A 25,851-nucleotide genomic window follows, 5' to 3' on the forward strand; every position below is an offset into this window, starting at 1 on the left:
TCGGGGTCGCTATGACAGTCATTACATTCGCCAATACCAAGGGTGGGGCAGGCAAGACGACAGCAGTTCTTCTGCTGGCAACGGAACTTGCCCGTACCGGTCACCGCGTCACGGTTCTCGATGCCGATCCGCAGCTTTGGATTTCGCATTGGTTCGAGCTCTCCGGCTCGATCAACAATCTCAGCGTCATTTCCAACGTAACCATGGCGTCCCTGGAAGGTCATATTCGCGAGAACCGCTCCAATACGGACTGTTTCCTCATAGATCTTCCCGGCACCAAGAGCCCGCTCTTGACGATGGCGCTGGGGATTTCCGACCACGTTCTCATTCCCGTGCAGGGTTCGGCCATGGATGCGCGTGGCGCTGCGGAAGTCATGGATCACCTCGCATTTCTCGACATGAAGATGGGCAGGAAGATCGACCATTCCGTCGTGCTGACGCGTGTGAACGCGATGGTCAGCACCCGCGCTCTGCTTCAGGTCAAGATGCTGCTGGAAAAGCGCAATGTCCGCGTTCTCAATACACCGATTGCCGAACGTGCGGCCTTCCGCGACATCTTCGATCATGGCGGCACGATTGCAGCACTCGACTGTCAGAAGGTCAGCAACGTCGACAAGGCACTGGAGAATGTCCGGCTCTTTGCATCCGAGGTGCTGGCCCTTCTTCCCGCGCGCGTGGTTCGTTCTGGACGGGATTTCAGGTTCGGTCGCAAGGCAGCCTGATCGTTATATTCTCGACGTCATGGGTTCTGGCGATGCCTACGCCGATTAGGGATCGCCTCACGCCTGGTCGCTAGCGATCATAACTGGCCGGTTTACAAAAGGCAGATCGAGCGCTCCTCATCAAGCCGCGGCGTGCTATCGAAAATTTGCGCTTGATTTGGAAACGATCATTTCCTATATCTCCCTTCATGACAGAAATTGCTTCTCCATTCTCACCACAGCGCCAGCGCGGACGTCCGCGTGAATTCGATGTCGATACCGCTATCGACAGGGCCATTGGCGTGTTTGCAGAGCGCGGCTTCCATGCCACGTCCGTCGGCGATCTGACGGGGGCGATGGAGCTGACGCAGGGCAGTCTCTACAAGGCCTTCAAGGACAAGAAGGATATCTATATCGCTGCCATCGAGCGCTACAAGCTTGTGCAGACGAAGCGGTTCGAGGCAAGGGTCCAGGCCGGGGAAAATGGCCGCGAGAAGCTGCGGGCTGCCATGGACTTCTATGCGGGAAACTCGGCGGGATCATCTGGTGAGCAAGGCTGTCTGATCGTCGGTGCCGTGGCCGATCTCGCGTCGCTGGATGAGGATGTGGCTCGCGTCGTTCGAAGCGCGATCAAGGCGCGTGAAAATATACTGGCCCGGCTTGTACAAGTAGGGCAGGCGGACGGCTCTATCAAAAACACAGCGGATTGTGATGTCCTCGCGAAAACGGCGCTTTGTCTGCTGTACGGAATGCGGGTTGTCGGCAAGACCGCCCCCACACGGGAGGAAATGTCTTCGGTCGTTGATGCCGCCATGCGCATTTTCGATTGATCTTTTTGCTTATTTCGGAAACGAATGTTTTCTAATTTGGAGTGACGTTATGGCGTTGAAAGCTATCGACACGGATGAACCGACGGAAGAGACGATGTCTTCCGCGATGATATTTTTGCTGGCGAGCGCCTGTGGGCTCGTGGCAGCGAACATTTATTACGCACAGCCGCTAGCAGGTGTGATCGGCCCTGAACTGGGCCTTTCGTCGGCCGCGACCGGGCTGATCGTGACGCTCACTCAGATCGGCTATGGGCTAGGACTTCTTTTCGTCGTACCGCTCGGCGATCTCGTTGAAAATCGCAAACTTATTGTCGGTACTGTTGCCACGGCGGTTCTGGCTCTGATTTCGGCGGCGCTCGCGCCAGATGCCGGTCCTTTTCTATTTGCGATGTTCTTTGTTGGTGTCAGCTCTGTGGCGGTTCAGATGATCGTTCCTTTTGCGGCGCATATGACCCCAGCCGCAATCCGCGGGCGTGTTGTCGGTAATGTCATGAGCGGGTTGATGGTTGGCATCATGCTGGCGCGCCCGGTCTCCAGCATCCTGTCGGAGTTCGTCTCCTGGCGCGGTGTTTTCCTCGTTTCCGCTGTGGCGATGGGTATTCTGGCGACTGTGCTCTATCGTCAACTGCCGCGGCGCATGCCCGATGCCAAGCTGCCCTATCGCGCTCTGCTGGCTTCAATGGCAGAACTTGCTCGCACGACGCCCCTTCTGCAGCGGCGCTCAGCCTACCAGGCAGCCATGTTCGGGGCCTTCAGCCTGTTCTGGACGACCACGCCTCTTTATCTGAGCGGTCCTGCTTTCCAGCTATCGCAAGGTCAAATCGCGCTCTTCGCGCTGGCAGGTGCAGCCGGTGCCATCGCCGCTCCCATAGCCGGACGTGTGGCGGATCGAGGCTGGACGTGGGGCGCGACGCTCTTTGCGCTCAGCGCTGCTGCGACATCCTTTCTCGTTACGCATATCGCACCGGAAGGGTCGCATCTGTCTCTAGCGCTCCTCGTTATCGCCGCCATCATCCTGGACTTTGCCGTCACCACCAATCTGGTGCTGAGCCAGCGTGCCATCTTTTCGCTGGGCGCTGAGTTTCGCAGCCGCCTGAACGGCGTCTTCATGGCAACCTTCTTTATGGGTGGCGCGGTCGGATCGGCGCTTGGTGGCTGGGCCTATTCCCATGGGCAGTGGACGGCGGCCTCATGGCTGGGTTTTGCACTGCCGATCATGGCGCTTGGCTTCTTTCTAACAGAACGTAGAGGAGAGAGGCGGGCGGTGAGACTGGGCTGAGGAGAACCTGTCTCCTCCACTTCTTCGATCGGCCTCTCATAGGCGCGGCAGCGGTCTAGAAACAAAAAAATCCCCGGTCAGAGGCCGGGGATTTCTGTTTTCAGAGGTTGGAGTTTACTCCGCGAATTCTACCACCACGCCGGGGCGGACCATCTTCGCCAATTCCGTTGCGTCCCAGTTGGTCAGGCGGATACAGCCGTGGCTGTTGGTCTTGCCGATCTTGGAGGGCTCTGGCGTTCCATGGATGCCGTAGGTCGGCTTGGAGAGCGCAATCCAGACTGTTCCGACTGGGCCGTTCGGGCCTGGCGGGATTTGTAGGATCTGAGTGTTCTGGCCCTGCTGGAAGTTGATCTTCGGATTATAGGTGTAGCCCGGGTTCAGCGCGATGCGCTCAACAGTATGTGTGCCGCTTGGCGAGGGCGTGTCTGAAGAACCGATGGTCGCCGGATAGGCAGCGATCAGCGTGCCGCTTTCGTCATAGGCAAAGACCTGTTTGATACCCTTATGCGCTACGATGCGGGCAACTTGGCCCTTCTTCGGTTCACCGGGGTTTGCAACCTTGATGATGGTGCCAGGAACGGTGAAATCGACGCCGGGGTTGAGTTCCTTCAAATAGGTCTCATCCATGTGGAAGCGCTCGGCCAGGGCTTCCGTCGTGGACGTGTAGGACATGGCGGGGAGAGCGGCCTTGGCGGCGTAGTCGTCTGGAATAGAGGCGACGTAAGGGCCCGCTGCATCGGCTGCTGTAATCGTGTAATCCACGATCGCCAGACCGCCGCTGTTGCGCAGGCGCTCCAGAATGTCGTCGGTATTGTTGGGATCCAGCCTTTCGCCGGTCATCTCCTGCCAAGCCGCAATTGCCTTGTTGACGTTGTCGCCCATCTTGCCATCGATCACACCGGGAGAGATGCCTTCGCGGTCTAGAAAGACTTGAAGGGCGACAATCTCCTGGCGCGAACGATTGACCGGTGCTGTGACAGGCTGGTTGCGTTCGATCAGATGGTCTGGCTGGGGCACGGCAGCGGTGGTGCTTTCACCCGGCATGGGCTGGCTCAAAGGACCGCTTTCGACATCACCACGGCGCGGCTCGACGGAGCCGGTGTAGACCCCGTCGCTGTTGCCATCATTGCGAAACTCGCGATAATCACGGTACTGGCCTTCGCCCTGATAGCGTTGATTTTCCTGGTACCCATAGCTCCGCCGTGGCTGCTCCGGCTCGCGATAACGACCGGGTGGCGGCGGGTAGTAGGTGTCTGGCTCGCTGTAATAGGGGTCGCGCTGTGCCTGGTAGGGATCACGCGGCGCCTGCGGCTGTTGCTGAGCGCCGCCGGGCATCTGCGTGCCGACGAGATTTCCGTAGCGATCGTAATAAACGGTGCGACCCATACGGTCACGGCTGATGACAACATCGTTCGGGTTCGGAAGATAATCCAGAACGGTGCCGTCGGGTGCGACCAGAACGCCCTGTTCCTGAGTGACATAGCGCTGTTGTGCGGACGCGTTCGACGGTGCAAGCACCGGCGACGCTGCGACTGCGAGACAGAACACGGCGTTAAGAAAAAGTTTCACGTTCTTGCGATCCCTTGGGTTAGTCCCAATAAACACACGGTAATCTTGACCCTATTGTGAAAAAGGTGAATTCGCGGTTAATGCAATCTTAATTTTACGCGGCTGCGATAGCTTTTGCGTGAGCGATGCGTCAATTGCGTCACGGAATTTTCGCATTCTCGCAGGAAAACCCTGGTCGAGTGTGCCGCAGACATGCCTGGGAGGAGCCGCTGATGAAAGAATTCAAAGCCGGAAAGTCGCCGTCCATCTTTCTCGACGACACATCCATGCTTGATATCGGCCCCTGCATCGTCGATGGTGTGAATATCGCACCCGAGCGCGCCATTCCGGATGACGGCGATCCGAGAATCGATCACTCGCTTGAGGGGTTCTTGTTCACCTGCGGTCCTGATCATATTCGCCATCCCCAACCGATTGCAGGCGATGCGAGTGGACGGAAATACCCGTTGCATGGCTCTTTCTCCTCTCATACTGCGGAGATCACCCGATGGTCTCTGACGGACGGTAATGCCGAAGCTGCGGCGCGGGTTCCGGTCGGGCTGGCTGACGGCGGCACGGCGCTGCTGGAACGGATTTGGCGAATCGATGGTGCGACCGGAGAGGTAAGCCTGGAGGACCGCGTGACCAATACCAGCGATCACACCCGTCCTACCTTCCTCATGTATCACATGAACGTCGCTGCGAAGCTCTTCGACGACGCCGTGCGGCTGGAGAGCGCATCCTTTGAAGGTGGCGGCTTTGGCTGGCGTTTCGGCGAGGAGCCCGGCAGCGTCTTTTGTGTCCCCGCGCAGGCGGAAAACGGCTGGTCATCGCTGACACTTGGGCCAATTGCGTCGATTGGCGGTCGCACCCTCAAGGTTTCTTTTCGCACCGACACATTGCCCTATCTGCAGATGTGGCGAAACCAGAAGAGCCCCGCCAATGTGCTTGGCATAGAGCCTGTTTCGCACCGGTGGGTCGACCGGGCTGAGTTGGAGCGTGAGGGCGAGTTCAACATGCTGCAGCCGGGTGAAAGCCGCACCTATGGTTTGCGCTTTTCTATTCTTTAAACCGCTGTTTAATTGGAAAGGCCTGTCATTGACGCATCCGGCTCAACCCCTTACATCGGAGGCGGAATTCGTGAAATGGCGGTCCTGGAGCGCTACGAAGCCGTTACCCTCGGAGGATAGAAGATGGATATCAGACGCATCGATGACGATTACTCCGTTACCGGACAGATCAGCGTGGCCGATCTCGACGAGGTGAAAGCGCTTGGCTTCAAATCCATCGTATGCCACCGCCCGGATGACGAGGAAGAAGGCCAGCCGCGTTTTGCCGATATCGCCGAACGTGCTGAAGAGCTTGGCCTCACCATCATGCATGTGCCGGTCGGCCGCTTTGGCGTCGATCCCGATGCCGTGGCCGGCATGGTGGATGCGCTGGATGAATTGCAGCGCCCCATGCTTGGCTATTGCCGCTCCGGCGCACGCTCCACTGCCATCTACGAAAAGACCCATCATCTGCGGGGCTGATCCCGCACCTCTTATCCAAAGCCTACCAAACAGGAGTTTTACTATGAGCATCAAGCGCATCGAACCCGGCAAGCGCATGAGCGGCGCGGTCGTTCACGGCAACACCGTCTACCTCGCAGGTCAGGTCGGCGAAGGCACCTCCGTGACCGAGCAGAGCAAGTCCGCGCTGGCTGAAGTCGATCGCCTGCTGGCTCTGGCCGGCTCCGACAAGTCGAAGATCCTGCAGACGATCATCTACCTTTCCGACATGTCCACGTTCGGCGAAATGAACGCGGTTTGGGAAGGCTGGATCGACCCGGCAAACCCGCCAGCGCGCGCCACCAGCGAAGCAGCGCTCGCGACGCCGGACTACAAGGTCGAGTTCATCGTCACTGCCGCAATCTGATCGCTTAACGATCGATTTTTTCAAAAGCCGGTCCTTTGGGCCGGCTTTTTCGTTGGACGGAGATTATGTGCGAGAACGGCCAATTCTCTTTCCGTTCGAATCGCTTACCGCGATCACTTCGCAGATTGAGTCAGTGCCTTGGCAAGTTGATTCAAGTCGGTGACCCGCTCGGCAAACCACAGTCTTGCCAGATCCTGTGACGAGGCCAGATTGACGCCGTCAGGATCGATCGAGGTGACCTTCCATGCCCCGGGCTTCCTACCGGCCATGACGGCGAGCCGTGAAGCTTCGCCCTTGATTGCGTTGATGCGGGAAATCTCGTCGTCAACCGCAGCGATCAAACTGTCTGCGCCGCTCAGATCCGTGCGCAGGTCGTCGGCGGTGATGTTGTTGGCGTTGCGCGCAGGGCCGCCATTGATCTGCACACCGTCGATTCTCATCCGGTAAAGCTGGGTGTCCGGCAAACCGAGGTAGAGCTTGGCCTTTGGGTAGCGTGCGATATAGCGCGCCTTGGCGAGTGGTGTTTCCGCGTCGCTCATAAGTTCCGCCCGGCCGACCAATGTCAGACGGGGCAAGGTAAGGGCGTCGCCCTTGTTGAAGGGAGCCAGCACCAGCGAGATGCGGGGATCGGCCTCGATGTTGCGGGCATGAAGCGCCAGGCGCGCGGCGAAGAAGAACGGCGTTCCATCCGGCTCGACGGCGATGTTGGTGGCGGTATTGTAGGGATAGCCGCTTGCGGGATCGAGAGTTGCCAGACCGCAGGTTCGTGATGTCAACAACACATCACGCGCCACCCGGATCGCCTCGAATGGTGCACCAGCCGAAGCTTCGATCGTGGCATTGCGGGGTGTGATGACCGGGATTTTGCTGTTGTGCATGGCGGCTTGTCGTTCCTTCATTCCGGCTTTTCAAGGTGACCAAGGCAGCCCAAGAATATTGGGCCGACAAATCACCTTGGTTGCGCGCAAGCGCTTCAGCCTGATCTCTGCCACGGAGACAGGGATGAGGGAAGACAGGAAGATCTACTACCTCAGCTCTTGTTCCTGATCTGCGTCAGCGTGCGGGCAGGGGTGATCGCTTCTGCGTCAAGCTTGATCTCGATGATGGCCGCTTTGCCGCTGGCGCGTGCGCGCTCGAAGGCAGGACCAAAGTCTTCGGTCTTTTCCACCAGTTCCCCATGGCCGCCGAAGGCTTGGGCATAGGCGACGAAGTCCGGATTGACGAGATCGGTGGCGCTGACGCGGCCGGGATATTCCCGTTCCTGGTGCATGCGGATCGTGCCATAGGTGCCGTTGTTGACGAGCACGGTGATGATCGGCAGGCCGTAGCGTACGGCTGTAATGAATTCCTGGCCGTGCATCATAAAGCAGCCATCACCGGCAAAGCAGATGACTTCACGCTCGGGGAAGAGATGCTTGGCCGCAACGGCTGCCGGCAGGCCATAACCCATGGAGCCGGACGTGGGCGCGGCTTGTGTGTTGAAGCGGCGGAAACGGTGGAAGCGGTGGACCCATGTGGCGTAGTTGCCGGCGCCATTGGTGAAGATTGCGTCTTCCGACACATTGGCCTCGATCCAGTCCATGATCGGCCCCATCTGCACGTTGCCGGGACCGGTCTGGGGTGGTGTGGACCATTTCAGATAGGCCTCGTGCATGGCAGAGGTGCGTTCCGCCCAGGCCGGGTTTGCATCCATTTTGAGCTCTGTCAGAGCCTCGACGAAGTCCTCTGGCGCTGCGCAGATGGCGAGATCCGGGCGATAGATGCGGCCGAGCTCTTCGGCTTCCGGGAAGACATGGACCAGCGTCTGCGACGGGTAGGGGATGTCCAGCATGGTGTAGCCGGAGGACGGCATTTCCGACATGCGGGCGCCGACAAGCACGATGAGATCGGACTCCTTGATCTCCTTCGATAGCGCCGGATTGATGCCGATGCCGACATCGCCTGCGTAAGACGAACTCGTGTGATCGAAGAGCATCTGGCGGCGGAAGGAGCAGCCGACTGGCACCTTCAGGTTTTCAGCAAAATTCTTGAAGGAGGCAACGGCCTCTTCCGACCAGCGCGTGCCGCCGAGGATGAACATCGGACGCTTGGTGTTTGCGAGCAGGTCTGTGAACCTTGCCATCTGCTTGGGGCCGGGATGGTTTTCCACTGGCGTGTAGGCTTTGGCTTCCGGGGCTTCGACCTCTTCCACCAGCATATCTTCCGGCAGTGTCAGCACGACGGGGCCGGGGCGACCGGATGTTGCCACCGCAAAGGCGCGTGTGACGAATTCGGGGATACGGCGGGCATCGTCGATCTCGCCGACCCATTTGGCGAATTCGGTGAAGGCGCGGCGATATTCGACTTCCTGGAAGGCTTCGCGTTCGCGTGCGTCGCGCTGCACCTGGCCGATGAAGAGGATCATCGGAATTGAATCCTGTCTTGCGACATGTAGACCGGCGGAGGCATTGGTTGCGCCCGGGCCGCGTGTGACCATACAGATGCCTGGCTCTCCCGTCAGTCGGCCCCAGGTGTCAGCCATCATGGCGGCACCACCTTCCTGGCGGCAGACGACGGTTTCGATGCCGCTTTCATAAAGCGCATCGAGAACCGCCAGATAGCTTTCCCCGGGCACGCAGGAGACGCGCGACACGCCATTGGCCTTCAGCGCTTCAACGATCAGTTGGCCGCCGGTTCTCTTTCCCAAAGTCGTCATTGCGCGATGTTCCTTTCGATATCGTCCAGTTCGGCCAGAACCTCGGCCTGATGTTCTCCAAGGCGCGGGCTTGGACGGTTGTAGCGTAGCGGCGTTTCAGAGAGCACGATGGGCGTGCGAACGCCAGGGATGACCGTTCCATCCGGGGCTTCCAGGTCTATGCGAAGACCGCGTGCCTGAACTTGTGGATCGGCAAACATTTCTTCGATGGAGTTGATCGGACCTGCTGGAACTGCGTTGCTTTCGCAAGCCGTCAGCAAATCGCGCTTCATCCATTTGAGCGTCTCTGTGGAAACGATCTGGCGGACCTCCAGCTTGTGCGCAACGCGTGCCTTGTTGGTCGCATAACGCTCGTCTTCAGCGATCGCATCGACACCGAGGATCTTGCAGAGGCGCTTGAACTGACCGTCATTGCCAACGGCGAGGATCAGGAAACCATCGGCTGTTGGCACCACCTCATAGGGCGAGATGTTCGGATGGGCATTGCCGAGCCTGACGGGTGGCCTGCCGGAGATCAGGTAGTTCATGTTCTGGTTGGCCAGCACGGCGGACTGCACATCCAGAAGTGCCATATCGATGTGCTGACCCTCTCCAGTGCGGAGCGTGTGGATGAGCGCCGCTTGGATCGCTGTCACGGAATAGATGCCGGTAAAGATATCGGCAACGGCAACGCCTGCCTTCATCGGCTGGCCGTCCGGCTCACCGGTAATCGACATGAAGCCGGACATGCCTTGAACGATGTAATCGTAACCGGCAAAATCCGCATAGGGGCCAGTCTGGCCGAAACCGGTGATGGAGCAGTAGATGAGCTTTGGATTGAGCGCGCGCAGGCTGTGGTAATCGAGGCCGTATTTCTCCAACCCGCCGCGCTTGAAATTCTCGATCACCACATCGGCGGTCTTAACCAGACGCCGCACGGTCTGGCGGCCTTCCTCAGTCTTCAGGTCGACAGTGATGGAGCGCTTGCCGCGATTTGTCGAATGGTAATAGGCGGCCGAAAGATTGTCGCCATCCTTGCTCTCGACAAAGGGCGGTCCCCAGGCGCGCGTATCGTCGCCACCATCCGGGCTTTCAACCTTGATGACATCGGCCCCCATATCGGCCAGCATCTGGCCCGCCCATGGGCCTGCCAGAACCCGGGCGAGTTCGATGACACGGATGCCCTTGAGGGGCGGCTCTTTCGACGATGATGGTTCGACCATGAGTTACCTTGCGCTTTCCCCAGCCTTATAAACGGGTGGGTGAAAGCGCGCATGTGAATTTATCTCATGGGTTTATTCCGTTTGGGCAATGTCACTTTTCTTTCCGTCCGTCACTCTCGCAGCCCAGGCCGCGAAATCCGCTGCAGGCTTTTCCCAGCCGATCTCGTTCAGTGTTTCGTGGCGCATGCCCTTATAGATCGTGTTCTCAACATACGAGAAACCGGCGTTGCGAAACCTCTCCGCCAGCCAGTGGATTTCCCGCCCGTTATTGGTGGCGGCATCCTCGTCACCACTTACGAGGAGGACGGGAAGTTGTTTGGGTAGGCGCTCCATCAGCTTCGGGCCGCGATAAGACATCTCGAAGACATCCTGCCACAGCGAAACACTGGCTTCGAACTGGCAGAGCGGGTCGCCCACATAGGCATCGACAGCTGCTTTGTCATGGCTCAGCCAGTCGGCAGTTGTGCGCTTCTCCGGCATACGCGCGTTCCAGATGCGAAAGGTGGCCTGCGGCAGAACGGCGCTTGGCACGTCCGAGCCCTTCAGCATTTTTTCGATGCGCAGCACCGCTTGCGCGAGGCGACCCATCACGCCGGTGTTGAAATTGGAGTTCCAGATGGAGAGAGCGTCGAAACGGTCCGGGTGGCTTACGGCAGTGTTGAGCGCAATCAACCCGCCCATGGAGTGACCGAAGAGGATAACCGGCAGGCCAGGATGACGTTTCGCGATGAGATCTCGCATGGCGATAACATCCTCTACGACCTTGTAAAGTCCATCCTTGGGAGCGAAGCGTCCTATGGGAGCGTCCGCAGAGCGCGTGCGGCCGTGGCCGCGATGGTCATGCGCATAGACCTGGAAACCGTGGCTGGCCATGAAATCGGCAAAGTGCCTGTATCGCCCGGCATGGTCCACAAGTCCGTGCAAGATCATCAGGACGCCGCGCGGTTCGCTTCTGGCAGCCTCATGACGATAGGCGAGTGTGGCGCCGGAAGGGCTCTCGAGCCGCTCGATTTTACCGAACATCAGATCGTCGCCCATGCGCTGTTCCACTTGCTTATTATTGGCCAAGAGGTTGCTCCTCAGCCCCGTTTACCTTACATAGCGGCAAATTTCCCAATCCGAATTTTCAAATCCGACGCGGAGCATTCGCTACAATGGCACGCCAATTCATCTATCACATGTCCGGGCTGAACAAGTCCTATGGCGCGAAGAAGATTCTCGAGAACGTGAACCTCTCCTTCTACCCTGATGCCAAGATCGGTATTCTCGGTCCGAACGGCGCCGGTAAGTCCACGGTTCTGCGCATTATTGCCGGTCAGGACAAGGAATTCACGGGCGAAGCTTGGCTGGCCGAAGGCGCGACTGTCGGCTATCTGGAGCAGGAGCCGAAGCTCGATCCCAACAAGAACGCCTTCGAAAACGTCATGGAGGGCGTCGCCGACAAGCAGGCCGTTCTCGACCGCTACAACGAACTGATGATGAACTATTCCGACGAGACCGCCGACGAAGGCGCCAAGCTTCAGGATATCATCGACAGCCAGAACCTCTGGGATCTGGAACAGCAGGTCGAAATGGCGATGGAAGCGCTGCGCTGCCCGCCGAAGGATGCCGATGTCACAGTGCTTTCGGGTGGTGAGCGTCGTCGTATTGCGCTTTGCCGTCTGCTGCTATCGCAGCCGGACCTGCTGCTGCTCGACGAACCGACCAACCACCTTGATGCTGAAACGATCGCCTGGCTCGAAAAGCACCTGCGCGATTACCCCGGCGCCGTCATGATGATCACCCACGATCGCTACTTCCTCGACAACGTCACGGGCTGGATCCTCGAGCTTGATCGTGGCCGTGGCATTCCCTACGAAGGCAACTACTCTGCCTATCTGACGGCCAAGGCCAAGCGCATGCAGCAGGAAGCGCGTGAAGAAGCCGGTCGCCAGAAGTCGCTCTCGCGCGAACAGGAGTGGATTGCTTCGAGCCCCAAGGCTCGTCAGGCAAAGTCCAAGGCGCGTATCAAGGCTTACGAACAGCTGGTTGATGCGGCCGAGAACATCCGTCCCGGTGACGCGCAGATCATCATTCCTGTCTCAGAACGTCTCGGACAGGTTGTTATCGAGCTTGAAGGGATCAAGAAAGGCTTCGAAGGCCGCACGCTGATCAACGACCTGTCGATCAAGCTGCCACCAGGCGGCATCGTCGGCATCATTGGTCCCAACGGTGCCGGTAAGTCGACGCTCTTCAAGATGATAACCGGTCAGGAAAAGCCGGATGCCGGTTCGATCCGCGTCGGTGAAACGGTTCATCTCGGCTATGTCGACCAGAGCCGCGATGCGCTCGATGCCGACAAGACCGTCTGGGAAGAAATTTCGGGCGGTGCAGAAGTCATCAAGCTCGGCAAGTTCGACATGAACAGCAGAGCCTATTGCGGCGCCTTCAACTTCAAGGGCGGCGATCAGCAGCAGAAGGTCGGCAATCTTTCCGGTGGTCAGCGCAACCGCGTTCACCTGGCCAAGATGCTGAAGGCCGGCGGCAACGTTCTTCTCCTCGACGAACCGACCAACGACCTCGATACCGAAACGCTGGGTGCGCTCGAAAGCGCGCTTGAAGCATTTGCCGGCTGCGCCATTATCATCAGCCACGATCGCATGTTCCTCGACCGTCTGGCCACACACATCCTCGCCTTCGAAGGCGATGGCCATGTGGAATGGTTCGAAGGCAACTTCGAAGATTACGAACAGGACAAGATCCGCCGTCTTGGCCCTGATGCGCTGAACCCGGGCAGCCAGGCTTACAAGCGCCTGACGCGCTGAGTTTTCTCAGCCGAGTTAGAAAAAGCGGTTCTAGATCCATAAGGCGAGAGAGGCGGGAGATGATTCCGCCTCTCTTTTTTCTGGAGTTGTCTCTGCTTCAGGAATTATCGGCAGTCAGTTGCTTCCACTCGGAGAATGTCAGCGTCCCAGGGATGTCTGTCCGAGGCTGATCCGTCAAGAGCGCGATATACTCAAGAGAGTGACCATCGGGGTCGTCGAAGTAGACGCTGGCTGCGGGCATCCATGGAAAGACGATCGGCTCTTCGATCTCCGATCCTGCACCGTCGCGGGGGATGATGTTTTTTGAACGCAGGTACTCGGATGCTTCGAGCAGTTGCTCAAGGCTGGTCTGAAAAGCGATGTGCAACCGACTGCGCAACGGAGAACTGTGTATGGACCACAGGCCAAGCATGGAGGTCTCGCGACCCGCGATCCAGAAGAAGGCGACATTCCGTTCCGGAATGGTGTGGGCCAGCTCCAATCCCACAACATCGCGGTAGAAATCTATGGATCGATGAAGGTTCGATACGGTAAAATGGGTTTCGTAGAGACCTTTGAGTGAAATCACGAGCGTACACCTTGTCGAGCCTGCATCGCGGCTGTTTTTTGGAACGCCGTGTTGGTAGGACCTCAAGTATAGTTGAGGTCAATAGAGTTTTTTGGAAATCGCGTGGGGGTGGCAAGTCACGGATCGTGTAGTCGGATCGATCGCGGCTGGATTATCGTGCCGACCGTCTTCCTGACAGGTCGGCTTCGCTCCGGCCTTTTCGAAGTGCTTTTCTTGTGCGGATCGAAGTCCAGTCTTGCATCTCTGACTCAATCGTATAAAGATATCTTTATATGTTGATTGGGTGAGGTTGCGGCTTTGGCGCTTGGACTGGATAATCTGGTGGATCTATTGAAGGCGGCGGGAGAGCCTACGCGCTTTCGTCTCCTCGCGCTGCTCTCTGCCGGTGACTTGACTGTGACAGATCTCACCGAAATCCTTGGTCAGTCGCAGCCGCGCATTTCGCGTCATCTCAAGCTTCTTGCAGAAGAAGATCTGATTGACCGCTATCAGGAAGGTGCCTGGGCTTACTTCCGTTTGAAGCAGGATGGCAAGTCAGCCGAGCTCGTGAAGCAGTTGTTATCACTTGCATCCTCCGCCGATGCGGTTCTTGCGCGCGACAACGAGCGCCTCGCCGCGGTCAAACGCGTGCGCGCCGCTCGCGCGCAGGAATATTTCAGCCGCAATGCCTCTGCGTGGGACGAGCTTCGACGTCTGCATGTCAGCGATGAGGCCGTGGACGCGGCACTTTTGAAGTTGATCGGCACCACGCCGGTCGACTCGATGCTCGATCTGGGAACGGGGACTGGCCGTATTCTGCAGCTGCTGAGCGGCATCTATCGTCGTGCCATCGGCATCGACGCCAGCCGTGACATGCTGGCCGTCGCGCGCTCCAATCTGGATAAGGCGGGTGTCGCCCACGCGTCTGTGCGCCATGGTGATATTCTCAATCTGCCCTTGGAAGGCCAGGATTTCGATCTGGTTGTCGTCCATCAGGTTCTGCACTTCCTCGATCATCCGGAAATGGCGATTGCCGAGGCGGCGCGCATGCTGCGCCCCAATGGCCGTCTGGTGATCATCGATCTGGCGCCGCATTCTCTGGAATATCTGCGGGAAGAGCACGCGCATGTCCGCCTGGGATTTTCGAACCAGACCATGGAAGAGTGGCTGAAGAAGGCCGGTCTCTCGCCGGAAAAGTCGATGGACTTGCATTCCGGCAAGGCATCCGCCCAGTCGCTGGACGTCACCATCTGGGTTGCACGCGACCCGCGCCTGCTGATTGCCGGGGATCAATCGGCAGAGGCTCAATTCGTTTCCGCCGGGAGGGCATGATATGACCAAGACTGAAATCGACCGCAACCCTTCCAGCGACTTCAAGCTTTCCTTCGAGTTCTTCCCGCCGAAGAGCCCCGATATGGATGTGCAGCTTTGGGAGACGGTGGAAGAACTGTCCCGCTGGAACCCGGACTTCGTGTCCGTGACCTATGGGGCAGGGGGCACCACCAAGGCGCCGACGCTGGAAGCAGTGCGCCGGATGATCTCGGTGGCAGGCTTGTCGACGGCATCGCACCTGACCTGCGTGGATGCCAGCAAGCGCGAGACACATGAGGTTGTGGAAGAGCTGCGCAATGTGGGCGTCAAGCATTTCGTTGCGCTTCGAGGCGATCCTGCGACGGGAATCGGTACGGCCTACAGGCCGCACCCGGAAGGCTACGAGAACGCCGCTGCCCTGGTGCGCGGCCTGAAGGAACTGGGCGACTTCGAGATTTCGGTGTCCTCCTATCCGGAAAAGCATCCGGAGAGCGAAAGCGACGCCGTCGATATCGAGATGCTGAAGCTCAAGGCGGATAACGGCGCAACGCGGGCGCTGACACAATTCTTCTTCGACAATGATATCTTCGAGCGTTACATGGAGCGCGTCACCAAAGCCGGTATCAAAATACCGGTCGTGCCGGGCATCATGCCTATTCAGAACCTCACGCAGTTGAAGCGTTTTGCCGGTCGCTGCGGCACCAGCATTCCAGCCTTTCTCGACGAGCGCTTTGCTGGTTATGACGATGATCCGGGAGGCCGCGCCAAGGTTGCCGCCGATGTCGCCGCCGAGCAGATCCAAGACCTGCGCCGCCGCGGCGTTAACGAATTTCATCTCTACACCATGAACCGCGCGCCTCTGGTGAATGCGGTTCTGGAGAATGTCGGCTTCCGTCCAGCACGCAGATCTGCTGCCTGATGGAACCGCAGTCATTCAAGATAAAAAAAGCGCAGGTACCAAAACCTGCGCTTTTTTAATGGCTTATGAGGATCAACTTGCGGCCGTGCGTCCTAAACCCCAACGTGTCGTCAGATGAAAAGCATCAATCCGACAAACGCAAACGCCACGCCGACTGCCAAGGCATTAAGAGAATTTGTAAGTCCCATGCTCTGCCTCCTGTTCGTTGACAGTAAGCATTATGACCGTTTTGTGTCTTTTGAAAAGCGCTTTTTATGATGCACTGCACACCAAACAGGCCGCTTATGGGTGAAATTGCGGCAGCAATCCATTGAAAAACAACTTATATTACACGGTGAAGATTTCGTTATTCTGACCTTAAAAAAGTAAATGGCCGAGGTTTCCCCCGGCCATTTTCATCGAATCCGATCGTCTCAGATCATTAGAGCTTGTCGAGAAGCTCGCGGGTCGGCCAGCCATCGGCAGGCAGGCCCAGACGTTGCTGTTCGCGCTGAACGGCGATGCGCGTCCCGGAGCCAAGAATGCCATCGATCTTGCCGACATCATGTGTCTTGGCATCCAGCTTCGTCTGCAGTTCCTTCATCTCGGCATCGTTCAGGCCGGGATCCGGGTTGCCTTTGGTGTAGACCGGAGCGCCCATCAGACGTGTGGCGAAATAGGCCGCAGAGGTCGTGTAGATAAACGACTGGTTCCACTCGAGATAGATGTTGAAGTTCGGGTAGGTGAGGAAGGTCGGTCCCTTGCGGCCCTGCGGCATGATGAGCGCTGCCTGGAGGTTTGCGAACTTCTTGTCGCCGTCGCGCGGCGTGACCCCGAGGTTGAACCATTCACCAGCGGTCATCGTCCCGCCGAGGCCGGATTTTTCCCATGGCAGGTTTTCCGGCACCGACACTTCCTGAATCCAGGGCTCACCCTTCTTGAAGCCGAGATGCTGAATGAACTTCGCAGCCGTCAGGATGGCGTCCGGCGCACTGCCCTTGACGTTCACGTGCCCATCGCCATCACCATCGACGCCAAAGGCGATGATGTCCTTTGGCAGCATCTGAACCTGGCCGATCTCTCCTGCCCATGCGCCCGTGTTCGTGGCTGGGTCGAGATCGCCATGTTGCACCATTTCGGTGAGCGCGATCAGCTGTGGTCGGAAGAGCTCCGGACGGCGGCAATCATGCGAGAGCGTCACAAGAGCGTTGCGCGTGTTGAAATCGCCCTGCACGGCGCCGAAATCGGTTTCCATAGCCCAGAAGGCGGCAATGACACCGGCTGGTACGCCGAACTCGTCTTCGGCACGCTTAAAGACAGAGGAATATTCCTGAATCTTCTTGCGGCCCATGTCCAGGCGGCCCTGGCTGACGGTGCGCTGAGAGAACTCGAGGAAGGTCTGGCGGAAAACGCCCTGGGCGCGGTCGCGCGCCAGGACCTTCTGGTCGATCTGCGCACCTGCCAGTGCCTTGTCGACGGCCTCTGCAGGAACACCCTTGGCCACGGCCTCTTCTTTCACGCCTTTCAGAAAGGTGGCCAGATCGCCACCGCAGGCAACCTGTTTCGGATCATCGGCAGAGACAGTTGGGGTTACGGCAAGAGCGGAGCCGCAGGACAGGGCGAAGAGCGTGGCAGCGACTACCAGGCTGCGTTGCGGGAAGCTGAACATCGGAATTCCTCAATGTGCGATTGGCCCACTGGTTTCATGCCCTTTGTGGCAGAAGCATGGGCGACATCGTGAAAGACAATAGCAGGGCTTAGGTTTCCTCAAGCCCTGCGATTATTTCGCAGCACATCTGCCCTTCTCGGCGGAAAAATCAAGTTAAAAGGCTGCGGCGCGAGTGTATCAAGCCGCTTCACGACGAGAGGCTTGGCAAAACTTGCCGGTTCGAAGGATTGGTCGCCCTCAACTGCGAGTGTTGGACGCCGAGGCGACCCATGTGCGCCAGTTCTTTTCGCTTCCAGCAAAGACGTTGATATCTGTTGGCGTGCTGATGCCGGGAATGACGCCCGTGCCGGTATATTGCCAGAAGGCCCATTGGCGGTCCGGATAGATTTCCGATGGGTGTGCGGCAACCGAGCGCACCCAGAAACGGTAATCCTTGAACTGACCGACGAGATTGTCGCGGTGAAAATCGACGCTGGTGTAGATGATCGGACGCTTGCCGTAGTGATTTTCGATGCGGGTGAGAAAGCGCTGAATTTCGGCGCGTACGACGTCCGGCGAAGGGCGGGTCTTGCAGGTCGGCGAGGCAGGGTTCCACTCCACATCGAGAACCGGCGGCAGCTTCATCGATTCCTTCGGTACGTTGCGAATGAACCACTGAGCCTGCGCTTCCGCAGGGGCGCAAAAATAATAGAAGTGGTAGGGCGCGTGCGGCACACCGGCGGCGGCGGCACCGCGCCAGTAGTCGTCAAAACGGGAATCCACGCGGTCGGTCCCTTCCGTTGCCTTGATGAAGGCAAAGGACACGCCGGATTTGCGCACCGTCGCCCAGTCGATCTCGCCATTCCATTTGGAGATGTCGATGCCGTGGACCTCATGACCATGTGGCGATTTGCGGCCAAAATCATGCGGATCGCTATCCTTGAATTTCGGTCTCGCAACGGATGCGGTTTCCAGAAAATCATAACTGGTGGAGGTGCAGCCGCTGACAAGCAGCAAGGTGCCAAGAAGAGCCGGAATGAGCCGCCGCATGATGTTCCCAGTTAAATGATGTCGCGCCGATGACGGCCTTCGGTTCGAAAGCGCATATCGTTAATCCTCGTTTACCATAACAGGGTAAACAAGCGGTTATGACAAGAGTCCGCGCGATAAAATCATCCTGAAAACGTCAGTCAGCTGTTGGGCGTGGTCAGCACCGCCCTCCAGGCGTAGCCACGTGCAATCGGCTCGAATTCCAGTCGGGCATTGTGCCTTCCGGCAAGCGTTTCCAGCACAAAGCGCAGATTGGTCCGGGGGGTGACGTGAAACTTCGTCAGCCATGCCTGAAGCAGTGAGCGGAACCAGACCGGCAGCTGTTCCTGCTGGCCGAAATCGACGATGTGCAAGGATCCGCCAGGCGCGAGCGAGAGGAGGGCGCGTTCGATGGCCTTCTCCCATTCCGGAATCATCGAGATTGCGTAGGAGATCATGATCCGATCGAAACCATCGTTGCGGCCAAATTCTGAAAGGCGGAACGTGGTTGCGTCGGACACACGCAAGGTGGGACGCGCCGTCTTTCCCGAAAAGTTTTCCGCCGCAGTCGCAAGCATTTCGGAGGAGATATCCAGGCCATAGAGCTTGGCGAGCGGAAAATGGCGGGCTGCGAGGAGAAGATTTCGGCCAGTGCCGCAGCCGATTTCCAGGAGGCTTCCGCCATGGGGCACATCCAGGCGCTCGATGGTTCGGTCACGGCCGAGGAGATAGTATTTGCGTGTGATGTCATAGATGTGCCGCTGGTGGCGGTACATCCTGTCCATGAGGGTTGCATGCTGGACGTCAGCAAGCCCCACGCTGTCTCCGATGCTCTTCATGCTGACGCCCTCTGATAGATATGAAAGCCGCCATAGATGGCTGAGCGGTCTTTTGCGTTGAGCTCCAGCGAGCGGTCTTCGAGATAGGACCATTGTGCACGAATATCGGATGAAAGACGGCCTTCGATGACACTTTTTTCTGCCGCTGTGCGGAAGATCACTCGGGCATCGGCTGTCGCCGTGCGGCTGATCTGCGCCCACAAGTCGTTGATCTGCACGTCGCTCATCCAGTCCTGCGCGTCCAGCAGCACGTAACGATCTACCGATGAGGCGGGTTTCGAAGCCAAAAGCTCCGTGAAGGTAGCGTGGTGGACGCTGACGCGATCGGTATTTCGACGAATGGCGTCATAATAATCCGCCTTCAGATAATCCGGTAGCGCCCCTTCGCCTGCGTCCGGGTAGCGACGGGCGAAAGCCTGCCAGGCGAAGTAATTGTCTTTCAGTGGAAAATCACATGCGAGCTTTTCCAGGCGTCTGCGCAACACCGGCGCTATGGTATTGCCTTCTGAAAGGCTGGCAAGTTCGTCATATTGCTTAGGTGGAATGCCAAGACCGAAGAGTGAGCTCTTGCGTCTGGTAAGCCAGCGCACCATCGGCTTGTCAAAGAGCGGGGCGACCTTTTGATCGAAGAATTGACGCTGCTCTTCGACAGAACGGGCATTCGCCAAGTCGTTGAGCTTCACTCCGTGAAGGCGCGCCAGGATATGACCAGCACCGATAAAGCGTCCGAGTAGGCCGGTGCGGTAGATGTTGCGATCAAAGACCGAGATGCGACGGCGTCCTGCGATGGTTCGCTTAGACCAGTAAGCCCGCGTCTGCGGGTCGAGGTTTGGAGCGATGAAGCGATCATAGCCGTGGCTGTTCGTGGCGATATCGGCTTTTCCGAATTGGCGCACCACGTCGCTATGGCTCGGCAGGTGACGAAAAGCTGCAAGCTTCAGGCGGTTCAGCGCAATGTGGTGTGGATTAAGATCAACGACATCGATGCTTTTTGGGCTGCGCGACAGATAAGCCAATGCATTACAGCCGCCAGAGCCGATGGTGACGATGCTATGGCCGTCGCGCAGTTCCATGGCTTGCATGTCGACCTCTGGATCTTCCCAGATTTGTGGATAGACGAGGCCGGAAAACAGCATGCCGAACAGCCGTTCCGAAAAGCCGCTGGTCGATATCGGCTTGTGCTGGAGAAGTGCGCTTTTGAGCTTGGTGTTTTTGCTGAAGCCGGTTTTGGGGGCAGCATTCGTCATATGATTCCACCTATCGTTCGGGTGACAGGCGTGTAGCGTCAGGACGCAACAGTTTCATGACGGCAGATACGGGTGAGAGATACGAGCGGGCAGGGTGGCGTCGCGCCACTGCACCTGTCGGCCACATGCTCAAAGCTGGATTTCAACTCAAAACTGCGCAACAGTTCAGATTGATATGAGGGAAAGCACTTGCCCGTCTGCTACTGGCGCAGAACGTGGAGCATGCCTTTGCGCTTGGCGTCGTAGTAGTATCCACGAGCATAAAGACGAACGGCACCGTCGCGGTCGTTCTCGGACACCTTCCAGGCTCCGCTCAGATATTTTACCGCATAGCGCAGGTTGGTTTCGGCATCGAAGAGACCGGAAGCCGGGCCATTGAAGCCCATGGAGCGAGCGGTGGCGTGCTTGATCTGCATCAGGCCGAAATGGCCATGATTGTAAGCGCCGGGATTGTAACGGCTTTCGCGCATGACGACGCGGTGAACCAGATCTTCCGGCACGCTGTACATGGTGGCGTATTTGGAGATCAGACCGCTGAGCTTCTCGCGACCGACGGGCTGCGGTCCGGTACTGAGACCCTCGCGCGTGCTGATCGCAGCCAATGCTGCGTTCTGCGGGGCGGAGGCATAGGCAAGCACGGTGCTGTCCGGCTTTGGCAGCGGAACAATGGTTTGTGCCCGCACCATGTCTTCGGTCAACTGCACAGGCGCAGCCGATGGGGTGCCGGGCGGTGGTGGCGCTGGCGGAAACGCGCCCTTGACCGCGGCGACCTGCGGCAGGGATGCGGTTGCGGATGTGCTGGCCGCGGCTTGAAGACCGGCTGCGTGTCCGGTGGTCATCGCTGTTGCTGCAACGGGGGTTGCGCCGAGCGAGGCGCCGGTCGAGGCAGACGCCAGCTGCGGTGCGCCGGTCGGCGACTGAATCTGCGCGGAAATGGCCGCTGCGGCTGCAATTTCGGCTGCGGGTGGCAGTGCGACGCGACCGCCCTTGACGGCTGCGGCGGCGGGAAGGTGCGTGGTAGCAGACGCCGATGCGACTTCGATTTGAGAGCTTGCGTTGCTTGTGGCGGTACTTGGTGCTGCCGCCGCAACAGTGCCGGGCTGCTGACCTTCAGCCTGCGCCTGCGCTTCAGGTGCTGTAGACGGTGCATGCGCAGAAGCGGATGCTGCTGCAATCTTGGGGGATTTAATGTCAGAATTTGCGGAATATTCGACGCTGGTGCATCCTGCCAATGCCAGTGCCAAGCCCATAGTGGACGACAAAAGTGACGCCGATCGAAGGCGCAAATTGTCAGAAAATATCATGCTGCCGCCTCTAATTTGCCTGCCGTTTGATGCCCCCGTATCAAACGAAGCACGCAGTCTCCTGGGCGGATCATTAACGCATTGTAAGGAATCCAGCAAGACGGTGAGAAGCAGTTGCGTGTCAGGCCGCGATTCGACGATAGCCGGCGGACACGGCGCGACCCGTTATGAAGCGTGTTCCACGGGCGCTTTTGATCCTTTTCGTGGCCGACGCACGGCGCACGAGAGCGATAGTGCTGCGGCCAAAAAACGCTTGAAGCGTCAGGCACAAAATCGAAACGAGCAGGGCCGCAGCCTGCATCTGCGTCAACATCTCGAGGGTATCGCGTGAGCGGTTGATGAACTGCGACAGGAAAGCGACGAAGAATGCGAAGTAGCGCAGCCGCAAGGCCGACAGCATAAAACAATCGACGAAGATTGAGCCGAGCGTTCTGCCCGGTAGATTGTCGTTCTCCGCCTGAGATTCGCGTGCTGCCGGTGTAGCAACCGTCCATAGAGCAAAGAGCATCAACCAGCCGCTGGCCGCCCATTGAAAAATTTCGATGAAGGATTGAGGTGCAAACGTCGTCGCAGCAATCGCGATCGCGGCAGCCGTAAAGGTCATCATGACACCAAGTGCCGCGCCTGTGACGGACGCGATCATGGTGCGCTTGCCGCGGACAACCGCGTAGGTTGCCACCTTGAAGGCGACGGGCGATGGCAATGCGAAAAGAATGGTACAGGCTGCCAAGAAGACCAGCCAGACTTGTGCGGACATGAATACCTCCTTGCCCATCCGATCAATTTACCAAGCAACGAGGCGATAATAAAGCCTTCGTCACATGGAGTTGCCAACATAGCCGTCTTTCCCGCTCCGCGTTGTGCGAAAGCCACGCCAGGCTCTTCATACCCTCACAGCGTACAAAAATCATTGGCCCGGAAATCAAACCGATTTCCGGGCCAATGGATGCATAACCACGCGAATTTCGTCTGTTTTGTCGAGGCAGACGCCTCAGTTTATGCAGCCTTAAATGGCTGGCCGATATGATTCATAACGTCACCGAACCACGGCGCGGAGATGTCGAAGTGCTTGCCGCCCTTGATGCGCGGGAACTCGATCGTGCGCAGCTTACCGCCCTGATCCTCATCATGGCCGGTGACGCCGGAGATTCTGTTGAGCGCACTTTCTACCGCGAGATCGACCATGCTGTGAATCAGCCGCAGGTCTTCGCCGTTGGCGGGAGCCGAGCGGGCATAATAGCCCGACTTCTGCACCATGGTGCGCTCGGCGCCGATAAGGCTTGCGAATTGCTTCTGGAACCAGCCGCCGACATTGATCGTATCGATCTTCACGTGACCGAAGGCGTCGCGCTTGATCGCTTCGCCAGCCGCTTCACGCTCCGCCACGATGGAATCAAGGCCCGCTCCTTCCGACACGAAGAGTGTCACGAAGCCGTTCTTCTCCATGATTTTTTTCAGGCGTTCGGCTTCCGCCTGAATGTCGAAGGCCATTTCTGGCAGATAAAGACCATCGATGCGCTTCAATTCCTCGCCCATTAACAGGCCTTCGACATAGTCGTTGCCTTTGACCTTCTGGATATAGGCGCGTGCAGTTGCGGCCGTCAGCCAGCCGCAGTGGCGGCCCATGACCTCGTGAATGACGAAGGTCTTGGGTGCAGCACTCTGTTCGTTGCTGACATTGTCGAAGAAATTTGCGCCGACTTCGGCAGCCGTCCATGCGCCGAGCGACTGCTTGATCGGCACCACGTCGTTATCGACAGTCTTCGGAAGGCCGACAACGGTGAGATCATAACCATTTGCACCGAGATAAGCGGCGAGATCGGCGGCGGTTGTGTTGGTGTCGTCGCCGCCAATGGTGTGGAGAATGGTCACCCCGTCCTTGGCGAGGCGGTCTGCGGCAACCTGCAACGGGTTCTGGCCTTCCTTCACCAGTCCGCGCTTGGCGCAGTCTGCAGCATTGGTCAATTTCACGCGGCTGTTGCCGATTGGCGAGCCGCCGTAGCGATGCAGGAGCGGAGCTTTTTCGCGCATTTCTTTTGTGATTGCGACGCTATCGCCCAGAAGCACGCCCTGGTAGCCGGAGCGGTATGCCACGATGTCGATCTCGGGAGCGATGTCGGTGTAACGCTCGATCAATCCGCCGACAGCAGATGAGAGGCAGGGCGCCAGGCCGCCCGCGGTCAACATTGCGACTTTCTGTTTGGCCATCGAGGCTCTCCTTTGTCAGTTCCAATGCGTGTCGGGGCAAATGGATGCGACAGCATCATGGTCATGTAAAGTGAATTTCTCAAGAAAAACGGGTATTTCGCGGTATTTTCGAAGAACGGTGAACCGCGTCGGCAATATAATCGTTTCAATGATTACAAGTGTTCGTCATCCCGGAACTCGGCTGTGGAAAAGCTGTTACACTTGCAGTTGGTGATCAGCGCCACGCCAAACTATCATGACGAAAACTTAATGATCTGCGACCTTTATGCATATTGCATTCCAACCATGGAGCCGTCATGCTGAGAGACATGATGTTCGATTTCGCCTGTTTGCAAATTTCATCCCTTTGGGAACGGCTGCTCGGCGCAATCGGCGAAGCGGCAGGAAACGTGCTTGGTCGTGTGATCGAAGCGGTACGCACCGTCTTCGAGGGCGATCCGGAAACACGGCGAAAGGTTTCCTTCTCCGTAGCCATCATCGCGCTTTCCGCGAAGATGGCTAAAGCCGACGGTGTGGTCAACGACGCAGAGGTCCGCGCTTTCCGCCAGATATTCGATTTTCCCGAAGAAGAAGCCAGAAACGTCGCAAGGCTTTATAATCTGGCGCGTCAGGATGTCGCCGGTTACGAAGCTTACGCCGAACGGCTTTCGGGTCTTTGCGGCACCGGACAGGAAAATTGCGAGATGCTGGAAAGCGTGGTTGACGGCTTGTTCCACATCGCCAAGGCGGATGGCCTAATTCACGAAAGAGAATTGGCGTTCCTTGGTCGAATCGCCGAAATCTTCCGTATCACCGACGATCACTTCGAAATGATCATGGCGCGTCATGTTCATATGGAGGGACGAGATCCCTACCGTGTGCTTGGCGTTTCGCCGTCAGACGACTTCTCCGATATTCGCAAGCGCTACCGTCTGCTGGTCGCGGAACATCATCCCGACAAGCTGATCGCTCGAGGCGTGCCCATGGAATTGCATGCGGCGGCAAATGAGCGTATGGCGGCACTCAACGCCGCCTATGCAGCCATCGAGAGAGAACGCCGCGTCGCATGAGGGACTTCACGCCGGATTATGCCGGTGCCAGCGTCCAGCCCTCGCCAAACCATGGCGAGCGAGTGGACGTGAGCGCACCCGATGCCATCATTCTACATTACACCGGTATGGAAAGCGCTGAACGGGCGCTGTCGTGGCTTTGCGATCCGGCAAGTCAGGTGTCCAGCCATTACCTCGTCTTCGAGGACGGACACATCATTCAGATGGTGGCGGAAAGCCGTCGCGCCTGGCATGCGGGCAAGAGCTTTTGGGCGGGAGAGGCCGACCTGAACTCGCGCTCGATAGGCATCGAAATCGCCAATGGCGGCCATCCCGCCGGATTGCCGGAGTTTCCTGAAGCCCAGATAAATGCAGTCGCTGAATTGTGTCGCGACTGTGGCTCACGGTGGTCGATCAAGCCGGAACGGGTGCTCGCGCACTCGGACATCGCACCTGTTCGCAAGGTTGATCCCGGTGAGAAATTCCCGTGGGACATCCTGTCGCAGAAGGGTGTTGGCCACTGGGTTCAACCGGCGTCCGTCGGCGGCGGACGTTTCTTTCAACGCGGCGATAGCGGTCAGCCGGTCGAGGCCTTGCAGTCAATGCTGTCTCTTTACGGTTATGGCGTTGAAATTTCTGGTGCTTACTGTGAGAAAACGGAGGGTGCCGTCGCAGCCTTTCAGCGTCATTTCCGGCCTGCCCTGGTGGATGGGATTGCCGATTTCTCCACCATCGACACACTGCACAGGCTGATTTCGCAATTGCCAAAATACAAGAACGCGTAACTGCGATTTCGATAAAACCGCTGTGATCGAA

The 25,851-nt window shown here is 58.1% G+C and carries 24 protein-coding genes; 11 read left to right on the forward strand and 13 right to left on the reverse strand.

What is annotated here, in order from left to right:
- Nucleotides 1-11: 11 nt before the first annotated feature.
- The 3 genes from QZ869_RS03520 to QZ869_RS03530 all read left to right on the forward strand — a co-directional run bounded on the left by QZ869_RS03520 (nucleotide 12) and on the right by QZ869_RS03530 (nucleotide 2,810).
- Nucleotides 12-722 carry a ParA family protein gene (locus QZ869_RS03520; protein ID WP_296102481.1) on the forward strand — a complete coding sequence of 237 codons (711 nt, stop codon included), beginning with the start codon at nucleotides 12-14 and terminating at the stop codon, nucleotides 720-722.
- A 188-nt stretch (nucleotides 723-910) separates the two neighbouring features.
- Entirely contained in the window at nucleotides 911-1,531 is a 621-nt protein-coding gene (locus QZ869_RS03525; RefSeq protein WP_367115307.1) for a TetR/AcrR family transcriptional regulator, read from the forward strand.
- Nucleotides 1,532-1,580: 49 nt separating this feature from the next.
- Complete coding sequence (locus QZ869_RS03530) at nucleotides 1,581-2,810, forward strand: MFS transporter (RefSeq protein WP_296102483.1); 1,230 nt, start codon at nucleotides 1,581-1,583, stop codon at nucleotides 2,808-2,810.
- A gap of 114 nt (nucleotides 2,811-2,924) precedes the next feature.
- Here QZ869_RS03530 and QZ869_RS03535 read toward each other — a convergent pair whose 3' ends face one another.
- Nucleotides 2,925-4,379 carry a L,D-transpeptidase gene (locus QZ869_RS03535; protein WP_296078494.1) on the reverse strand — a complete coding sequence of 485 codons (1,455 nt, stop codon included), beginning with the start codon at nucleotides 4,377-4,379 and terminating at the stop codon, nucleotides 2,925-2,927.
- 212 nt (nucleotides 4,380-4,591) lie between these two features.
- On the opposite strand from QZ869_RS03535, the gene QZ869_RS03540 reads away from it, so the two are divergent.
- The 3 genes from QZ869_RS03540 (at nucleotide 4,592) to QZ869_RS03550 (ending at nucleotide 6,275) form a co-directional block, all read left to right on the forward strand.
- A complete protein-coding gene (locus QZ869_RS03540) occupies nucleotides 4,592-5,428 on the forward strand; it encodes an aldose 1-epimerase family protein (protein ID WP_296015250.1) in 837 nt (278 codons plus the stop codon).
- A 123-nt stretch (nucleotides 5,429-5,551) separates the two neighbouring features.
- Nucleotides 5,552-5,890: a TIGR01244 family sulfur transferase gene (locus QZ869_RS03545; protein ID WP_296015249.1), complete on the forward strand. Its 339-nt coding sequence runs from the start codon at nucleotides 5,552-5,554 to the stop codon at nucleotides 5,888-5,890.
- A 43-nt stretch (nucleotides 5,891-5,933) separates the two neighbouring features.
- Nucleotides 5,934-6,275: a RidA family protein gene (locus QZ869_RS03550; RefSeq protein ID WP_062440491.1), complete on the forward strand. Its 342-nt coding sequence runs from the start codon at nucleotides 5,934-5,936 to the stop codon at nucleotides 6,273-6,275.
- 113 nt (nucleotides 6,276-6,388) lie between these two features.
- On the opposite strand, the gene QZ869_RS03555 is transcribed toward QZ869_RS03550, so the two are convergent.
- From QZ869_RS03555 to QZ869_RS03570, 4 genes are all read right to left on the reverse strand, one after another.
- Nucleotides 6,389-7,153 carry a HugZ family protein gene (locus QZ869_RS03555; RefSeq protein WP_296015245.1) on the reverse strand — a complete coding sequence of 255 codons (765 nt, stop codon included), beginning with the start codon at nucleotides 7,151-7,153 and terminating at the stop codon, nucleotides 6,389-6,391.
- 152 nt (nucleotides 7,154-7,305) lie between these two features.
- On the reverse strand, nucleotides 7,306-8,970 hold the full coding sequence (locus QZ869_RS03560) for a thiamine pyrophosphate-binding protein (protein WP_296102485.1): 1,665 nt from the start codon (nucleotides 8,968-8,970) through the stop codon (nucleotides 7,306-7,308).
- Nucleotides 8,967-10,172: a CaiB/BaiF CoA-transferase family protein gene (locus QZ869_RS03565; RefSeq protein WP_296102486.1), complete on the reverse strand. Its 1,206-nt coding sequence runs from the start codon at nucleotides 10,170-10,172 to the stop codon at nucleotides 8,967-8,969. Before QZ869_RS03565 ends, QZ869_RS03560 begins: the two co-directional genes overlap by 4 nt.
- 72 nt (nucleotides 10,173-10,244) lie before the next feature.
- Nucleotides 10,245-11,210, reverse strand: coding sequence for an alpha/beta hydrolase (locus tag QZ869_RS03570; protein WP_296102568.1), 966 nt, complete (start codon nucleotides 11,208-11,210; stop codon nucleotides 10,245-10,247).
- A 116-nt stretch (nucleotides 11,211-11,326) separates the two neighbouring features.
- Between QZ869_RS03570 and ettA the strand changes: the two genes are divergently transcribed.
- Entirely contained in the window at nucleotides 11,327-12,976 is a 1,650-nt protein-coding gene (gene ettA / locus QZ869_RS03575) for an energy-dependent translational throttle protein EttA (RefSeq protein WP_296015240.1), read from the forward strand.
- 97 nt (nucleotides 12,977-13,073) lie between these two features.
- Here the strand turns inward: ettA and QZ869_RS03580 are convergent, their stop codons facing one another.
- Nucleotides 13,074-13,544, reverse strand: coding sequence for a VOC family protein (locus QZ869_RS03580; RefSeq protein WP_296015238.1), 471 nt, complete (start codon nucleotides 13,542-13,544; stop codon nucleotides 13,074-13,076).
- A 297-nt stretch (nucleotides 13,545-13,841) separates the two neighbouring features.
- Between QZ869_RS03580 and QZ869_RS03585 the strand changes: the two genes are divergently transcribed.
- Nucleotides 13,842-14,855: a metalloregulator ArsR/SmtB family transcription factor gene (locus QZ869_RS03585; protein WP_296015236.1), complete on the forward strand. Its 1,014-nt coding sequence runs from the start codon at nucleotides 13,842-13,844 to the stop codon at nucleotides 14,853-14,855.
- Nucleotide 14,856: 1 nt separating this feature from the next.
- On the forward strand, nucleotides 14,857-15,753 hold the full coding sequence (gene metF / locus QZ869_RS03590) for a methylenetetrahydrofolate reductase [NAD(P)H] (protein ID WP_296102487.1): 897 nt from the start codon (nucleotides 14,857-14,859) through the stop codon (nucleotides 15,751-15,753).
- Between the two features lie 421 nt (nucleotides 15,754-16,174).
- On the opposite strand, the gene QZ869_RS03595 is transcribed toward metF, so the two are convergent.
- The 7 genes from QZ869_RS03595 to QZ869_RS03625 form a co-directional block, all read right to left on the reverse strand.
- A complete protein-coding gene (locus QZ869_RS03595; protein WP_296015218.1) occupies nucleotides 16,175-17,401 on the reverse strand; it encodes a lytic murein transglycosylase in 1,227 nt (408 codons plus the stop codon).
- A 237-nt stretch (nucleotides 17,402-17,638) separates the two neighbouring features.
- Nucleotides 17,639-18,430, reverse strand: coding sequence for a GH25 family lysozyme (locus QZ869_RS03600; protein ID WP_296102489.1), 792 nt, complete (start codon nucleotides 18,428-18,430; stop codon nucleotides 17,639-17,641).
- A 140-nt stretch (nucleotides 18,431-18,570) separates the two neighbouring features.
- Nucleotides 18,571-19,248: a class I SAM-dependent methyltransferase gene (locus QZ869_RS03605; protein ID WP_296102490.1), complete on the reverse strand. Its 678-nt coding sequence runs from the start codon at nucleotides 19,246-19,248 to the stop codon at nucleotides 18,571-18,573.
- Complete coding sequence (locus QZ869_RS03610; RefSeq protein WP_296102492.1) at nucleotides 19,245-20,495, reverse strand: DUF3419 family protein; 1,251 nt, start codon at nucleotides 20,493-20,495, stop codon at nucleotides 19,245-19,247. The genes QZ869_RS03605 and QZ869_RS03610 overlap by 4 nt, the downstream gene beginning before the upstream one ends.
- A 200-nt stretch (nucleotides 20,496-20,695) precedes the next feature.
- Entirely contained in the window at nucleotides 20,696-21,799 is a 1,104-nt protein-coding gene (locus tag QZ869_RS03615) for a lytic transglycosylase domain-containing protein (RefSeq protein WP_296102494.1), read from the reverse strand.
- 121 nt (nucleotides 21,800-21,920) lie between these two features.
- Nucleotides 21,921-22,556 (reverse strand): LysE family transporter, encoded by a 636-nt coding sequence (locus tag QZ869_RS03620; protein WP_296102496.1) that lies wholly within the window; start codon nucleotides 22,554-22,556, stop codon nucleotides 21,921-21,923.
- A gap of 239 nt (nucleotides 22,557-22,795) precedes the next feature.
- On the reverse strand, nucleotides 22,796-24,007 hold the full coding sequence (locus QZ869_RS03625; RefSeq protein ID WP_296015179.1) for a pyrophosphate--fructose-6-phosphate 1-phosphotransferase: 1,212 nt from the start codon (nucleotides 24,005-24,007) through the stop codon (nucleotides 22,796-22,798).
- A 308-nt stretch (nucleotides 24,008-24,315) separates the two neighbouring features.
- Between QZ869_RS03625 and QZ869_RS03630 the strand changes: the two genes are divergently transcribed.
- Complete coding sequence (locus tag QZ869_RS03630) at nucleotides 24,316-25,056, forward strand: DnaJ family molecular chaperone (RefSeq protein ID WP_296076302.1); 741 nt, start codon at nucleotides 24,316-24,318, stop codon at nucleotides 25,054-25,056.
- On the forward strand, nucleotides 25,053-25,820 hold the full coding sequence (locus QZ869_RS03635) for an N-acetylmuramoyl-L-alanine amidase (RefSeq protein ID WP_296102498.1): 768 nt from the start codon (nucleotides 25,053-25,055) through the stop codon (nucleotides 25,818-25,820). The genes QZ869_RS03630 and QZ869_RS03635 overlap by 4 nt, the downstream gene beginning before the upstream one ends.
- Nucleotides 25,821-25,851: the final 31 nt, after the last annotated feature.

The organism is uncultured Agrobacterium sp., assembly GCF_913777885.1.
In the GTDB taxonomy this organism is placed as follows: Bacteria; Pseudomonadota; Alphaproteobacteria; order Rhizobiales; family Rhizobiaceae; genus Agrobacterium.

Bases quoted from the DNA above. Each gene is read 5' to 3' on its own strand.
- QZ869_RS03620 (WP_296102496.1), bottom strand. From the start codon at position 22,556: ATGTCCGCACAAGTCTGGCTGGTCTTCTTGGCAGCCTGTACCATTCTT.
- QZ869_RS03610 (WP_296102492.1), bottom strand. From the start codon at position 20,495: ATGACGAATGCTGCCCCCAAAACCGGCTTCAGCAAAAACACCAAGCTC.
- QZ869_RS03555 (WP_296015245.1), bottom strand. From the start codon at position 7,153: ATGCACAACAGCAAAATCCCGGTCATCACACCCCGCAATGCCACGATC.
- ettA (WP_296015240.1), top strand. From the start codon at position 11,327: ATGGCACGCCAATTCATCTATCACATGTCCGGGCTGAACAAGTCCTAT.
- QZ869_RS03600 (WP_296102489.1), bottom strand. From the start codon at position 18,430: ATGCGGCGGCTCATTCCGGCTCTTCTTGGCACCTTGCTGCTTGTCAGC.
- QZ869_RS03570 (WP_296102568.1), bottom strand. From the start codon at position 11,210: ATGGGCGACGATCTGATGTTCGGTAAAATCGAGCGGCTCGAGAGCCCT.
- QZ869_RS03540 (WP_296015250.1), top strand. From the start codon at position 4,592: ATGAAAGAATTCAAAGCCGGAAAGTCGCCGTCCATCTTTCTCGACGAC.
- metF (WP_296102487.1), top strand. From the start codon at position 14,857: ATGACCAAGACTGAAATCGACCGCAACCCTTCCAGCGACTTCAAGCTT.
- QZ869_RS03520 (WP_296102481.1), top strand. From the start codon at position 12: ATGACAGTCATTACATTCGCCAATACCAAGGGTGGGGCAGGCAAGACG.
- QZ869_RS03525 (WP_367115307.1), top strand. From the start codon at position 911: ATGACAGAAATTGCTTCTCCATTCTCACCACAGCGCCAGCGCGGACGT.
- QZ869_RS03565 (WP_296102486.1), bottom strand. From the start codon at position 10,172: ATGGTCGAACCATCATCGTCGAAAGAGCCGCCCCTCAAGGGCATCCGT.
- QZ869_RS03550 (WP_062440491.1), top strand. From the start codon at position 5,934: ATGAGCATCAAGCGCATCGAACCCGGCAAGCGCATGAGCGGCGCGGTC.
- QZ869_RS03595 (WP_296015218.1), bottom strand. From the start codon at position 17,401: ATGTTCAGCTTCCCGCAACGCAGCCTGGTAGTCGCTGCCACGCTCTTC.
- QZ869_RS03605 (WP_296102490.1), bottom strand. From the start codon at position 19,248: ATGAAGAGCATCGGAGACAGCGTGGGGCTTGCTGACGTCCAGCATGCA.
- QZ869_RS03625 (WP_296015179.1), bottom strand. From the start codon at position 24,007: ATGGCCAAACAGAAAGTCGCAATGTTGACCGCGGGCGGCCTGGCGCCC.
- QZ869_RS03615 (WP_296102494.1), bottom strand. From the start codon at position 21,799: ATGATATTTTCTGACAATTTGCGCCTTCGATCGGCGTCACTTTTGTCG.
- QZ869_RS03635 (WP_296102498.1), top strand. From the start codon at position 25,053: ATGAGGGACTTCACGCCGGATTATGCCGGTGCCAGCGTCCAGCCCTCG.
- QZ869_RS03560 (WP_296102485.1), bottom strand. From the start codon at position 8,970: ATGACGACTTTGGGAAAGAGAACCGGCGGCCAACTGATCGTTGAAGCG.
- QZ869_RS03530 (WP_296102483.1), top strand. From the start codon at position 1,581: ATGGCGTTGAAAGCTATCGACACGGATGAACCGACGGAAGAGACGATG.
- QZ869_RS03630 (WP_296076302.1), top strand. From the start codon at position 24,316: ATGATGTTCGATTTCGCCTGTTTGCAAATTTCATCCCTTTGGGAACGG.
- QZ869_RS03545 (WP_296015249.1), top strand. From the start codon at position 5,552: ATGGATATCAGACGCATCGATGACGATTACTCCGTTACCGGACAGATC.